Raw genomic sequence first — 14,220 nt, 5'->3', positions numbered from 1 at the left:
CCTGCGCGCGCAGGATCTCACCAATGAAATAGTGTGGCTGGGGATCTTCAGGGCGTTCCACCACGGTCGCCTCAAGACGCGACAGCGTTTCAGCCTGGGTCAGCGCGCCCGGATCGGTACGGATTTTCTCCATCAGGCCAGCCTGCCGGTCTTTCATCGGCAAATCGCCCATTCCGGGTTTGCCGACCAGCAGATATCCACCAATCGCCACCGCCAGACAAAGTGCGAGGATGATACCGTTCCGACGTGTCATGATTTTGGAAACTTCAACACGGCCTTCAGGCCACCCATGCCGGAATCCCCCAGATCGAGACTGCCGCGATGCAGTTCGGCCAGTTCCTTGACGATGGACAGGCCCAGTCCGGTGCCGGGGGTGGTCTCATCGAGGCGCACGCCGCGCTTCAGGGCGCCCGCCCGTTCTTCCTGCGTCAGGCCCTTGCCGTCATCCTCTACCTCTATGGTCAGCGCCTCTGCCCCATCGCGAACCCGCACCATCACTTCGCTCCGGGCCCATTTGCAGGCGTTTTCCATCAGATTGCCGACCATTTCTTCCAGATCCTGTTTCTCTCCCCGGAACACGGCCCCGACCCCGCCGTCAACGGACACGTTGACGCCCCTTGCATCATAAAGCCGGTTCAACATGCGTGCGATGCCATCGATCACTGGGCGCAACTCGGTCCGTGCGCCCAATGTTTGCGCCCGCGCCACCATTTGCGCGCGCTTCAGGTAATGCTCGACATTGGTCTGCATGTTTTCCGACTGGCGACGCACCACATCATCCAGCAAAGTATCACCGGTCGCCTCATTGCGCAGCACGGCCAGCGGCGTCTTCAGGGCATGGGCAAGGTTACCGACATGCGTCCGCGCGCGCTCGACCACCTGCCGGTTATGCTCCAGCAGCTTGTTCAATTCATCGGCGAGCGGGCGCACTTCGGCCGGATAATCCTCAGACAGTTTCTGCCGCGTGCCTTCACGCACCTCAGCGACATCATCCCCGATGCGCCGCAACGGACGCAGCGAGAACGATATGCCCGCGACCATCGCCGCGAACACACCGCCGAACAGGGCAATCATCGTGCCCAGCAACAAATTCCGGAAGCGCGTCGCCGCCGCATCATTGGCCGCGCGGTCAGCCGCCGCCACCAGAACAAGCGGCGTGTCACGATTTGCGATCAGGATCGCGCGAGACGCCACGCGCACATGCTGTCCGGCCGGACCAACAAGGTCAAAGTCCCCGAACTGCGTCATGCCGGGATTGGCCAGCGTCCGATCCAGTTGACCGTCGCTGAGGGGAACGGGCTCGTCCCAGAGGCTGCGCGAGCGAATGTCTCCCGCGATGTCGCCTTCGGAGCTGACCCCCACAATGGCCCAGTACCGCCCGGAATATTGCGTGCGAAAACGCACATCCCCGAGAAAGAATTCGCGCTGGGAATCCGTGACCTGGCCATCTTCGAGAAACGCCCCTTCCCGAGTCATCTCGCGGGTCAGGCCAACAAGATTCTGTTCCAGGTCCTCTTCCAGCAAGCTGAGCGTTTGCGCGCGATAGACCGCTGACAAGGCGAGCGCGCCGCCGACCAGCACGACCAGTCCCCACACCGCCGCCGCCAGCATGATCCGCCGCGCCAATGACAGGCGCGTCCAGCGGTCCAGCAGGGTCGGGTTTGAAGGGGCGCTGTCGCTCATGGTCCGGGCTCCGGCGCGGTGCGGGCCTTATCCGACGACGCGGGTTTCGGCATCCGGCACGACAAGGCGGTAGCCAAGGCCCCGCTCGGTCTGGATACGGTCCTGCCCGATCTTGCGGCGCAGGCGACCGATGAAGACCTCGATCGTGTTCGAGTCGCGGTCAAAGTCCTGATCATAGATATGCTCGACCAGTTCCGTGCGCGGCACGACGCGGCCCATATGATGCATCAGGTAAGACAGAACGCGATATTCGTGCGCGGTCAGTTTCACAGGTTCGCCATTCACACTGGCACGGGCGGCGCGCGTATCGACCACCAGCTTGCCAGCCTCCAGCGTCGCGGCAGAGTGACCGGCGGCGCGGCGCAACAGGGCGCGCAAGCGCGCCAGCAACTCTTCGGTAATGAACGGCTTGGTGAGGTAATCGTCAGCGCCGGCATCAAAGCCAGCCACCTTCTCGCTCCACGAATCGCGGGCGGTCAGAATCAGGACCGGGAAGGATTTGCCGTCCGCACGCCATTTCTTCAGAACGCTGACGCCGTCCATCTTCGGCAGGCCGAGGTCCAGGATCACCGCATCATAGGGTTCGGTGTCGCCCAGAAAGTGGCCATCCTCGCCATCTGCGGCGAGGTCCACAGCATAGCCTGACTGTGAGAGCACATCGGCCAGCTGGCGGCGCAAGTCTGAATCATCTTCAACTACCAGGATACGCATCTACACGTCCCTCCGATCTAATAAGCAATGTCGGGTCAAGCACCCTGCCGGTCAAGGACTGCACCCGTACGGGCGTCCACCGTAAAGCGCATCTTGCGGCCATCCCCCGTCATCCAGTCGATCTTGTATTGCGGCTTGCCGCCATTATCGAACAGGTCTGCACCGAGTTGATAGCCGCCATATTGCCGCTTCAGGCTCTGGAAAATCTGGCTGAGGGGAACGGTTTTGCCCTGCCGCACCGAATCGCGCGCCTGACCGGGCGACCATTGGTTACGCCAGTCCTGAGCGATCGCCGGAGGCGTCACCACAAGGCCCAGGGCCAGAAGAAGGGCAGAAATCCGTTTCATACCATGGCTGTATAGGCATCAGGCTCTGAATACCAAGTGAACATATGCCGTCGGATTCGTTCAGGCTGCGATTGGTGCCAACAGGATGGGCAATCAAGCACGTTTCGGACGCGCACGACGCTGTTGCGCGGCTGCCTCGACGTTCGGGTCTGACGCGATCACGAGCCCGCGCATTACGCCCTTCATCACGGCGGAGGTTCGGTCGAACACGTCCAGCTTGGCAAAGATTCGTTTCACGTAAGTGCCAACAGTCTCCTGACTGAGGTCCAGCATGTCCGCGATGCCCGCATTGCTGCGGCCTTGCGCCATCCAGTGCAACACGTCGAGTTCGCGGCTGGACAGGTTCATCTCATATTGCAGCTCAGCCGACATCAGCTGGCAATAACGCAGATAGGCGGTCTCGGCGCCAATCTGGAAAAGTGACAAATCGACTTCGTCCAGATCATCTTCTCCGGATTCCGAACTGGCGGCGATGAAGCCGACCCGCGCAGCCGACCCGTAAGTGGCGACGCATATGCCCTTCGACATGCCCCATTTGGACAAGTCTGAAAGGTATCGGGTTTCACGCTCATTCAGCACGACATCGCTTGGCAAGTCATGCCAGCGAAAGGCCGTTCCGATCCGCACCGAAATGTCTGGCAGCGGGTCGTCCATATGACGGGCATCGCGATAGGCGGTTTCCCACTCTTCCGGAAAGCCTGCATTGGTCAGCCCGCGACCTACCGAGCGATCATGGCCAACCGGGGACAGACACAAAAGCCGCGGCACACCCATCTCGCCAAAGGCCGAGACGGCCGCTTCGCGCAGGTCCTGCAACGACCGCGCCTCTATCAGGCCCTTCAATTTGTTGAGCACGCCACTGCCTCCCCGGACTCGAGGAGGATTGTGAGGGCTCGCGCAATATTTTCAAGCAGAATAGTAGATATACTATCCATCTCTTCGACGTTTCGCTCTCATCTGGTCGGCGACAAGCTCAGAAATCGGGTCCGACACGATGACCATTCCCTGACGGACCCCCTTCATCACGGCCGAGGTTCGGTCGAACACTTCCAGCTTGGCGAAGATACGCTTCACATACGTATTGACCGTGTCCTGACGGATGCCAAGCACATCGGCGATGGCACTATTGCTGCGGCCCTGCGCCATCCAGTAAAGGACGTCCTGTTCGCGGCCGGACAGCTGGACCGGTATGTCCGGGTCCATGGTTACCAACTGGCAAAATCGCATGAAGGACGACATGCCCACAAACTGAAAGAACTCGCGGTCAATGCTCTCGACTTCCGGTCCGTCAGGATCCGTGCTGGCCGCGATCAGACCCACTCTCGACACATTGCCATATTGGAGCATGCAGATTCCCTGACCCATCTGCATCTGTCTGAGGAACTCCATATAGGCGAGCTCATTCTCGGAGAGCGACACCGATGATGGCAGGCGGTGCCAGTATAGCGGCCCGCCAATTCTGGAAGCGGCGTCCGGAATCGGGTCGTGAACCTGCCAGTTCAGTTCGTATGATTTCTGCCACGTCTCAGGAAAGCCGAAGCTCGCCGTGTTTCGGGTCAGCGTCCGGTCACTTCCAATGGGACCCTGAAAATAGACGCGGGTCAGTCCAATCTCGCGCAAAGCGGCAACGGATCTGTCAAATATATCTTCGACCGTACGTGATCGAACTATATGGCGCAGATGGCCCAGCATTGGTCCAATCCCAGTTTTCGAATGGGAAGATAGACCAAACCCGCTCTGCGGCAATCATGTTCGCCCGCTTTAGGGTTGAATATTGATGGGCCCGCTGCCTCTCTCGCGAGACGGGAGCCTCCGCTCTGTAACAGCCGCGACAGACCTAGCCGCCGAGCAGCAGCAACGTCGTCGCATCGGAACTGATACCCGCCTGCAGGGCATAGAGGTGATCCAGCAGGTTCAGGGTTTCCTTGGCATCGTGGCAGCGGTCATCGACATAGAACCAATAGTCACGATACTCGACCGCTATCGTCGCAGTGGCCGGGCGCGCCGCCGCCGATTGCACTGCAAACAGGCCGCCATTCACATCATGCCACCCTCCCGGTGCCCGACAGGGGTCGTCCGAATGCTCCAGGACAGGTTGCGAGGCACGGGCGATGTCGCGGTGCGCCTCGGGCACGTGAACCGATTGCGACAACGCCGACAACACGCCGAGCAGAGATCGCCCACGCGCCGCATAATCGCCGAGGGCATTGCCCCGCGTTGATATCTCCGTGATGTAGCGGTCACCCGGAATCACACTGACATCCGACACCCAATAGCGCCGAAAGAAGTCGGCGAGTTGCTGGCCGAGTTCCGAGGTACGATCCCATTTGAGGATCACGCGCGGCTTGCCATCTCCATCGGTCTCGGATGTGTCCGGATCGACAACCTGCACCATCAATTGCCCGCGTTCCTGAAGCGAGCGCATCAGCGCGGCCAGTTCGCGAAAGCGCGCATTATCCGGCATGACGGGCGGGGTTGGCCCGGCGGCTGCCCGCGCATTCTCGAGATCGCCAATCCGGGAGACGCAACACAACATCAACCGTTCAACGCTCCATCCCGACTGGCTCATCAGGAAGATGGTCGCCGGCGGCAATGGCTGCAGGATCTGTTGGGCATAGTCCGACCCCCTCAACGCCGAATAGGCGATCGAGGGCTGACTACTCATATTGGTGCCGACATTTCCGTTCAGGACTTCATCCAGATTCTGCCCACCCAGCGCCAGCGCTGACGCCAGCATGCCGTTGATCTGGGTGTTTTCGGTTGTGGTAATCCGCTCAGCATCAACAAAGGTGACAGGATCATTGTATCGCAGGCGAACAATATTCATCAGCAATTGTTCCTGCCGGGCATCTGAAATGGCCGACGAATAGGCAAGCGTGTCGGATTCAATGGGAGAAACCGGCCGGTTCGGATGGGCGCACGCAGCCAGAGCAGCCAGGCCGGCGAGCACCAGTTTCACATTCTGACGGCGCCTCGAATTTGTCCGGCGGTCGATCATTAATATTTCTCCCCGATTTATTTACGTACACATTTTCGCTCACCGCCAAGAACGATGCCCCTTCACCTGATTCTGTAATGAAACATACAGAAGTCACGTTTTTGATGAGTTATCGAAATTTGCTCACATCCTTCCAAACCCGGCAGCGTGGACCCGGACTGACACAGTAGGGTTTGTTTTTTGGTAACGTAATCATCCGCATGAAAATCCCGTAAAAGGATTTTGCTTTCAGATGTACGAAGTGTTGAACTGCATAACGACGGAGCATGACTGGAAGCACGTGCTTGCCTCCTTGTTCGTTCTGGCATTCAGCAATTGTTGTTCCCTGATCATCTACTATCGCAGCCAGGCTGCATTGGTGACCCGCAACAAGATCCTGTGGGCGATTGCCGCCGGTACAGTTGTGGGCCTCGGGGTCTGGGCCACCCACTTCATCGCGCTGCTCGGTTACAAACCCGGATTCGAAATCGTCTTCGACGCGGGTCGCACAATCGTGTCCGCCCTTATCTCTGTCGCTGGCTTCGTCACCACAGCATTGTTGCTGCGACTGAACGCGGATGGCACGCTTCGTCTGGCATGCGCAGGCATCGCGACCGCTGCCGTGGCCGGAATGCACTTCTATGGCATGTCGGCGCTGAGCGCCTCTGCCGTAATCGAGTACGATACAATCACCATCACAGCCGCGATGGTGCTCGGCTTCCTGGGCTATGTCGGCACCTATTTGCTCGGCGCGAACCCGAAGGTCCGCTGGAGCACGGCGATCGCCACAGTCACCAGCGTTCTGGCAGTCATCTCCATTCACTTTGTCAGCGCATCCGGCACAACCCTGATCCCGATCAGGGGCCTGAGTACGCCGATAGTTGCCCTTCACACCACCGGCCTCAGCGCAATCATCGCCATCGCCATGCTGGTCGTCGTGGTCCTCTCCGCCCTAGCGGCCGGCCTCGATAGTAATTTCCAGCGACTTCGCCACAAGGAACAACGCAAATTGTCCGTGCTGGCTGATTCAAGCAGCGAAGGTCTCTTCATGGTGTCAGCTGATGGTCTCGTCCTTCAGACCAACATGGCCGCACGGATCATGTTCAGCGACCGCTTGAGCGACCTCGAAGACCTGAAGGATCTGGGCCATTTGGCGGATGTGGACCGATTGCCAAAACTGTCGGGTCGCTCCGCTCAAGACCTTTTCCAGATTGAAGACGAGACCTTCACCCTGAGGGAAAACCGGGATTATGGCGAACGCCGCATCCGGTTTGCAGATGGCCGTGAGATGATCGCCACGATCTCCAGTCGGCGCACTGAGGATACGAACGAAGATTTCGTCTTCTTTGCGGTTCATGACATGACCCAGCGCGTCCGCGCCGAAGCTCGTGTACGCGCGCTCGCCTACCGTGACGCCCTGACAGGCCTGCCCAATCGGGTCGCCTTCAATATGGCGCTTGAATCGTCTGTCAGCAAAGACGCTGAGCATCGCAAGAACCTGGCCGTCATGATCATTGACCTGGACGAGTTCAAGGAAGTCAACGATCAGTACGGCCACGGCGCTGGAGACACGCTCCTCAAGGCGATGGGCCGCCGCATTTCCAACGAGCTGTCTGACAAGGACATGGTAGCTCGTCTCGGGGGGGATGAATTTGCCGTTCTGGTGCGCGGCCGATCCACACCCGAAGAGGTTACCCGGGTTGCGAACAACATACTGGCCGCCATTTCCGAACCACTGGCCATGGGCAAGCGAACGCTGAACTGCGGCGGCAGTATCGGCATCGCAATCGTCCCACAACGCGCGACCAGCCCTGCCCGCATCCTCACCTTTGCCGACCGCGCGCTTTACTCCGCCAAGGCTGACGGACGCGGCTGCGTACGGTTCTATGATGCCATTCTGCACAAACGCCAGATCGAAAAGCGCAATCTCGAACGCGCGCTCCACAAGGCGATAGAGAATGACGAATTCGTCCTGCACTTCCAGCCGAAAGTCAGCGCATACTCGCGTGCCATTGTCGGCCGGGAAGCGCTGATCCGCTGGAACCGGCCGAATGTCGGCCTGATCGGCCCGGATGAGTTCATTCCCCTCGCAGAGCAGAGCATGCTGATCAATGATATCGGACGTTGGACGATCTTCGCTGCATGTTCTGCAGCCAGCCAATGGTCGGGCAAGGAGACGGTGGCCGTAAATCTGTCTGCCCGCCAGTTGCTCGATCCGGACTTGGTCGACCATGTTCGCACCGCACTCGATCAGACCGGGCTTGATCCAGCGCGCTTTGAGTTGGAGATCACGGAAACCGCAATCATCCACAACACCCAGCTCGCCACCAGCATCCTGCTTGATCTGAAAGCGCTCGGCATCAAGATTTCTCTGGATGATTTCGGGACCGGCTATTCGTCAATGAGCTATATTCAGGAATTCCCGTTCGACCGGATCAAGATCGACCGGTCCTTCGTGACGTCCATGAATGCCAACGTAAAATCCCGCGCCATTGTCGAGGCGATCATCCACCTTGCCCATTCGCTGGACATTCCGGTCGTGGCCGAAGGTGTTGAAACCGAAGACCAGGCCGAAGCGCTAGCCCTGCTGGCATGCGAGGAATTGCAGGGCTACCTGATTGCCGCTCCCGCCCCGTTCGAGGACATGGTTGCCCGCGTGCTGGCCGACAATCCGATTTTCGAGATCGAGGTCGCCTAGCGCCCTTCAGCCCAGGCTTTCAGCCCGTCATCTTTCGGATCATCCAGCACGATTTCAAGTCGGGCATAGAGATTGCCCGGCGTGGATGTCTGCACACCCTTGCCGCGCAAACGCAATTGAGAGCCGGTATTGGAGCCCGCAGGAACTTTCAAAGTCACCGGGCCGGACGGTGTCTTCACCTCGACACTGCCGCCGAGCACCGCGATCTTGAGATCAATCGGTACTGACATGCGCAGATCCTTGCCATCGCGTTCCCAGACGCTGCTGGGCTTCACTTCAACCTCCAGCAAGGCGTCTCCGGGCGGTCCGCCATTGGGCGATGCCTGCCCCTGACTTTTCAGACGTAGCGTCTGCCCAGATTCAATGCCTGCCGGAATATTCACATCCAGCGCTGAATTGTCGGCCATGGTCATGCGCCGTCGCGCGCCCGTGACTGAATCCGCAAAGTCGATCGTCACGCGATAGCGTACGTCACGACCCTTGACCGGCCCGCTGCGCCGCGACCGGCCACCCCCGAACATGCCGGAAAGGATATCCTCGAATGGGTCGCCCTGCGCGCCGCCAAACGGGTTGCCACCGCCGCGTGTTTCCCAGCGCTGTCCCCCGCCGCCCGGATAGCCGCCACCAAAGCCGGTCGGATTGCCGTCGCCGTCAATCTCGCCACGGTCGAACTTGGCTCTCTTTTCCTTGTCGCCAAGAATGTCCCATGCCTGCGAGACCTGCTTGAAAGCTTCCAGCTTTTTGGGATCGTCCGGATTCTGGTCCGGATGCAAATCCTTTGCTTTCTGGCGATGCGCCTTCTTGATTTCGGCCTCGCTGGCCGAGCGGTCAACGCCGAGCACTTTATAGGGATCGAGGGCCAAGGGCGGGAAATCCTTCCAGTCACGAATCTGATATCCGATCACAGTTAGGATGTCCGGAACCGTAATGAAACCCGGATATTACCTTACCGGATCAACCCGCGCCGCAAAGCATCCCGGTTTGGCATTGTGCAAATGCAGATAGGCAACCCCCTCGGACGCCAGCATGGACGGGATTGCCACGCCAAGTTCAGCCCCCTTGACCACATCGGCGGCCACCATGTCATGCGCTGAATTGAAACCTCGAATCGAAATCAGACGCCGCGCCAGAACCTCCGGCACTTCGCCTTTGGCTGGCACATATTCCGCCGCACCTTCGCGCACGAAGATGGCATGCGAGCCTCGGTAGGGCGTCGCCTCATCATGATAGGTATGGTTGAGGAGATAGAGCGTCTCCCCAATCGCAGCGTCCTGCAAACTCACTCGGCAGGGAAAGCCGGGACTTACATCCGCAACGATTTTCTGAATGTTGTGCACCGCAAGTTCGGCCTCGGTCAGGCTCGGCAAATGCGCAAACGTCTCGGCGGCAAGACCGGTAATCTGGAATGTCATGGTGGGCTCCTGAATTTATGCCCGCCAATCTGCCGAAGCGCGCCAAACGCCGCCACCCGATACGTGCTGCAGGTCTTAAATCACCGCCCACAACCCAGTTCGCCCGTCCGGCCCAATCTCCGCCACCCGCGCTGAGGCAGCGCCGGCAGGCCATTCCACAAACGGTACGTTCACCACCACTGGATCGCCAAATCCCGCCCCCATATCGAACCCGACGGCAAACCGTCCGGCATTCTCCGCCTCCGGCATGGCCCAGCTTTCTGGCACATCCGATCCGCGCCTGGTCCAGCTGAGTTGGTCCGCCCGCACACGCAGATGCGCCACAGGCCAGGGCAGGCCCGCACGGTCCTCGAACATGGCCGTCTGCGGGGCATCATCCGCCCTGGCCTGCCAGACCAGCTCCGCCCCATAGGCCTCCCCGCCAAGGCGTGCCCGCGCCACCGCCGCATCCAGCATCACCAACCGCGCGCCAATCGCTGCGTCGCCGGGCACACTCCCTCGCTGCCCCCGCAACAGGCCCGTCAGCCGCCATGTGTCGGGCGCGATCAGGTCAGCCTGTTCAAACTGCACACATTCCCAGCCGGCAGCCGTCTCCAGCAGCGCGGCGTTGCTGCCCGACAGGACACGATCTTCCGGCAGGCTCGCAAACTCTCCGCCCGGACAATACACGCTCAGCGCATTTGCGCGGTCCCACCGCCCGACCGGCCCCGCGCCGCACGCTTCCGTCAGCCGCCCGACTACCGCCGGCCGGTCCAGTCGCACCGCCTCGCTCAGCGCGTCGTCGGCCAGACCGGCAGACACGACCACCTCACCCGGCCACGGATCGGCCCATGCCGCCACCAGCGGCCCAACGCCTTCGCCAAGCTCCGGCAGGCTCGGCGCATCCATGACGACAAGGTCCACCCCGCCGAATACAGGCGCGGGCGGCGGCGCGCTGCCCGCCTCGCCCGCCCGCACGCGCGGTATCGCGGCAACCTCCTCCCGGCAGGTCAGCACCCGCACGCCGCCCCGGTCGACAACATCCGTGACACGCCAGACCTGCCCGCCCTCAACGCGCAACCCATCCCCCGGCTCCAATGCGAGCGCCGAGAGTGACACCGCACAGGTCGTCGTCTCCCCGCTCGCTGCCGATGCCAGCAGCGCGGCTGCAACAGCTTCCGCCCGACTCGCCCCAAGCGCCAGTGGCAGGGCCACGTCCTGCACCAGCCTTGCATCACCGCCGTCAATTCGCGCCTCCGCCATGCCCGGCTGATAGTCCGCCTCCAGATCAACATGCGTCAGCCTGAGCCGCGCCGGTGCCTTGTCCAGCAGGGCGCGGGTCTTCTTCAGTCCGCCTTCCACAAATGCGCCGGGCGCCACATCCAGAACGCCCCCTTCGCCCGCCATGCGGAAGACCAGCCCCCCGCCGCGCTCCACGCACTCAAACCCATACGCCGCCCTGAGCGGCTCCAGCGCCGCGCGCACCGAATGCACCCCGTCCAGTCCATAACCTTCGACAATCCCGTCGAGCCCGGACACATCGACCGCGTCCACGCCGCCCTGCGCGCAGATGTCGCTCACCACATCGGCCAGCGGCGCAAGGCCTGACCGGCCATTCAGCCAGTGCCCGCGCGCCCAATTGCCGCCATCGCTCCAGACCTCTTCCTTCAGCGGCCAGGCCGGGAAAGGTCGCCCGTCCCACGCCCAGACATAAGCCGCTTCAACCAGCGGGCTCGTCTCCCAGTGCGGCAACACCGCCGCCAGCGCCCTCCGCTGGAACACTTCGTCCCGCGCCCCGCTCGAATAGGGTGGCAGCGCGCTCTCGCTGCTCTTGGGATCGTAGAACAGGTTCGGCGCATTGCCGCCCTTGTCGACCGCCGCAAAACCGATTTCCATCAGGCGAACGGGTTTCATCCCCGGCACCCATCCGGTCGGCGTCGCCGCGCGCACCCCGCCCGGACGCTCGTGATGATACGCGCCCGCCCAGCCGGCGATATCCTTCTGTCGGAACACGAAATGCTCGCCATGCGCCGTATCATTGATCGGTGCACGCACTTGCGCATCGCGCGTTGCCTGATCCGCATAGTACCAGTCATACGCCTCCCCGCCTGCGATCTGCGATGCCAGATAGGTCGGATCATCCGCCGCGGCATATCCTGCCAGCGCATCGAGATGATCGTCGCCATCACGCCAATCCCCCAGCGGGGGATACCAATCGACGCCGACGAAATCGACATCCGCACTCGCCCAGAGCGCATCCAGCGGAAACAGGACATCGCCCGATCCGTCCCCAGGCACATAGGCGCCATACTCGGTCCAGTCCGCGCCGTAAGAGACCTCCGCCCCCGGAAGGATTGCCTTCACCTCCGCTGTCAGCGCCACCAGCGCTTCAACAAACGGAAACGCGCCCGCCGCATCCCGCACCCGGCTGAGCCCCACCATCTCGCTGCCAATCAGGAACCCCTTGACTCCGCCCGCCTCGGCGGCCAGCTGCGCATGATGCAGGATGAAGCGCCGGAACCCGTTCGCTCCGTCAACGAATGCTTCGATCTCACTGCGCGCCGACGCTGTGCCATCTGCCGACACGCCGATGCGCCCCCGCCACGGAAAGCCTTCGCTATCCATGAACAGGAAGGGCGACAGCGTGACAGACAGGCCCCGCGCTTTCATCTCGTGTATCGCGCTGATCACGCACCGGTCGGCAGGTGTGCCGCCATAATTCGGATGGCCGTCCTCATCGCGTGAGATCACATAGGCATCGCCCCGCGCGATGCCCGCCACTTCCCACGCATAGGGAACTGTCACCCGCTCACGCGTCTCCACGCCGGGATGGATCTCGCACGCGCCAGCCTCGATACTCGTCCCGAACCAGCCCACCGTCAGCGCCGCGCGCGATACGTTCGGCAGACCACTCTCCAACTGGTCCAGCGAGACAAGGAAATCCGCCTGCGCCTCGCCGGACCATGCATTCAACGCGCGCTCATGCCCCGGAAACCTCTGTTCCCGCACGATCTCGGTCGCATAGACGAATTCGCCCGAGGCCGGGATTATGTTCACCGCCGTCACCACATCGCCCAGCCCCGGCTCAGCTCCGCCCGGCGGCACGCGCTCGATCTCGAAGGAGAGCTGCGGCAGCCGGTTGCCAAATGCCTCCAGCGGCAAATCCTCGAACACGATATAGGCGGTCCCGCGATAAGCGGGTGCCTCACCTTCGATCATCTCGATCAGCGGGTCTGGCTCTTGCGTCTCATCGCCGGGATAGACCCGGTGCACCACGCCGGAAAGGTCGAACGCCTCGCCATTCGCCCAGGCCCGCCTTACACTCAGGATCGGCCCTTCGCCCAGCGCCACGGCAAAGCTGACCGAATAATCATACTCGGTGGCCTTCGGTCCACCCTTGCTGCTCGCCCGCCGCGTCGTCTTCGTCTCCTTGAAGCGGGCCGCCCAGATCACCTGCCCGCCGACCCGCATCCGGCCATAGACAGAGGCCAGGCCCGCCCCCTCGCGCGCCTCCATCACCGGCAGGGATTTGACGCGTGGCCCTTCCTGCGCCTTCACGTTGAGCCGTGACAGCCCGCTATCATCGCCGCTGCGCAAATAACGTCCCCAGGCCGCGCTGCGCGCATCCTCGTCGGCGGTCTTCCCCTCGCCTGCCTCCGGCCGGGCCATTTTCAGGCTCAGCGCTTCGAGCCGCCGGTCAATGCGCGACAGCCGCTCATCCGTCAGCGGATCGCTTGTGCCCCTGGCTTCGATCTCTGCAAGCCGGGCATCATTCGCCTCGGTATAGGCGGCAAAGGCGGCCATCAGTTCGGCATCGCCGCCGCCGGCCATCTTGGTTTCCTTGGTCATGTTGTCTCCATTCCTCTCAAATCCATCATCCTTCGACGTCGCTCAGGATGAGTTCCGTACTTTCAAAGCGCTCATGCTGAGCGAAGCCTGCCCCAGCGATGGCCGGGGTCGAAGCACGCGCGCGGGCTTCCCAGTCACGCCGCTTTTGCCTCCGCCCCCAGCAGGGAAAACCGCGCCCGTGCCTGCATCGGACTGGTCACGAGGGAAACTTCGACAAGGTCCACCTCGACCAGTTCCCGCCCATCCGGGCGCCGTGCATTCCAGAGGCGCGGGCGAAACCCGATGGAGAGGCCGCTGAGCCCCTGCGCCACCAGGGACCGCGCCGCCACGCCCTCGACGAGACCGCGCACATAGAGCCCGCGCCCATCCTCGATCATCCGCACCCAACGCCCGGCCATGGCGCCGGGCCTGTGCTGCAACAGCATGGGCAGCTGCGTGCCCCGTTGCAGGCTGCGGGCAAAGGCGCCTGCCCGCACGACATCTCCGCTCGCATCCGGCACACCGAACAGCGAGGCATAGCCTTCGATCAGGATTGGCCTCCGCGTTCGAAGACCCCCCTCTATC

At 61.8% G+C, this 14,220-nt stretch carries 11 protein-coding genes and 1 pseudogene; 1 reads left to right on the top strand and 11 read right to left on the bottom strand.

What is annotated here, in order from left to right:
* The 7 genes and pseudogenes from B2P82_RS03360 to B2P82_RS03330 all read right to left on the bottom strand — a co-directional run.
* Window positions 1-253 (bottom strand): annotated as a pseudogene (locus B2P82_RS03360) (hypothetical protein); the annotation flags it as partial.
* On the bottom strand, window positions 250-1,683 hold the full coding sequence (locus B2P82_RS03355; RefSeq protein WP_206991010.1) for an ATP-binding protein: 1,434 nt from the start codon (window positions 1,681-1,683) through the stop codon (window positions 250-252). The pseudogene B2P82_RS03360 and the gene B2P82_RS03355, both read right to left, overlap by 4 nt.
* 27 nt (window positions 1,684-1,710) lie before the next feature.
* Window positions 1,711-2,394: a response regulator transcription factor gene (locus tag B2P82_RS03350; protein ID WP_206991011.1), complete on the bottom strand. Its 684-nt coding sequence runs from the start codon at window positions 2,392-2,394 to the stop codon at window positions 1,711-1,713.
* A 35-nt stretch (window positions 2,395-2,429) separates the two neighbouring features.
* Window positions 2,430-2,741, bottom strand: a complete 312-nt coding sequence (locus tag B2P82_RS03345) for a PepSY domain-containing protein (protein WP_290495152.1) — start codon at window positions 2,739-2,741, stop codon at window positions 2,430-2,432.
* Between the two features lie 93 nt (window positions 2,742-2,834).
* The gene (locus B2P82_RS03340; protein WP_290495151.1) at window positions 2,835-3,596 is read right to left on the bottom strand and encodes a helix-turn-helix transcriptional regulator; all 762 of its coding nucleotides are present in this window, start codon (window positions 3,594-3,596) and stop codon (window positions 2,835-2,837) included.
* A 72-nt stretch (window positions 3,597-3,668) separates the two neighbouring features.
* Window positions 3,669-4,433 carry a helix-turn-helix transcriptional regulator gene (locus tag B2P82_RS03335; protein WP_290495150.1) on the bottom strand — a complete coding sequence of 255 codons (765 nt, stop codon included), beginning with the start codon at window positions 4,431-4,433 and terminating at the stop codon, window positions 3,669-3,671.
* Window positions 4,434-4,578: 145 nt separating this feature from the next.
* Window positions 4,579-5,739, bottom strand: coding sequence for a hypothetical protein (locus tag B2P82_RS03330; RefSeq protein ID WP_290495148.1), 1,161 nt, complete (start codon window positions 5,737-5,739; stop codon window positions 4,579-4,581).
* 232 nt (window positions 5,740-5,971) lie between these two features.
* Between B2P82_RS03330 and B2P82_RS03325 the strand changes: the two genes are divergently transcribed.
* On the top strand, window positions 5,972-8,416 hold the full coding sequence (locus B2P82_RS03325; protein WP_290495146.1) for a bifunctional diguanylate cyclase/phosphodiesterase: 2,445 nt from the start codon (window positions 5,972-5,974) through the stop codon (window positions 8,414-8,416).
* On the opposite strand, the gene B2P82_RS03320 is transcribed toward B2P82_RS03325, so the two are convergent.
* The 4 genes from B2P82_RS03320 to B2P82_RS03305 form a co-directional block, all read right to left on the bottom strand.
* Entirely contained in the window at window positions 8,413-9,321 is a 909-nt protein-coding gene (locus B2P82_RS03320; protein ID WP_290495144.1) for a DnaJ C-terminal domain-containing protein, read from the bottom strand. The genes B2P82_RS03325 and B2P82_RS03320 overlap by 4 nt on opposite strands.
* A gap of 36 nt (window positions 9,322-9,357) precedes the next feature.
* A complete protein-coding gene (locus B2P82_RS03315) occupies window positions 9,358-9,828 on the bottom strand; it encodes a DUF1203 domain-containing protein (protein WP_290495142.1) in 471 nt (156 codons plus the stop codon).
* Window positions 9,829-9,903: 75 nt separating this feature from the next.
* A complete protein-coding gene (locus tag B2P82_RS03310) occupies window positions 9,904-13,656 on the bottom strand; it encodes a baseplate multidomain protein megatron (RefSeq protein ID WP_290495140.1) in 3,753 nt (1,250 codons plus the stop codon).
* A 134-nt stretch (window positions 13,657-13,790) separates the two neighbouring features.
* On the bottom strand, window positions 13,791-14,220 hold a 430-nt coding region (locus B2P82_RS03305), incomplete at its 5' end, for an HK97 family phage prohead protease (protein ID WP_349679721.1).

The sequence above is a fragment of the Hyphomonas sp. UBA4494 genome, assembly GCF_002388935.1.
Taxonomy (GTDB): domain Bacteria; phylum Pseudomonadota; class Alphaproteobacteria; order Caulobacterales; family Hyphomonadaceae; genus Hyphomonas.
The sequence above is the reverse complement of the archived record's forward strand: the minus strand, read 5'-3'. Positions and strand labels throughout refer to the sequence as shown.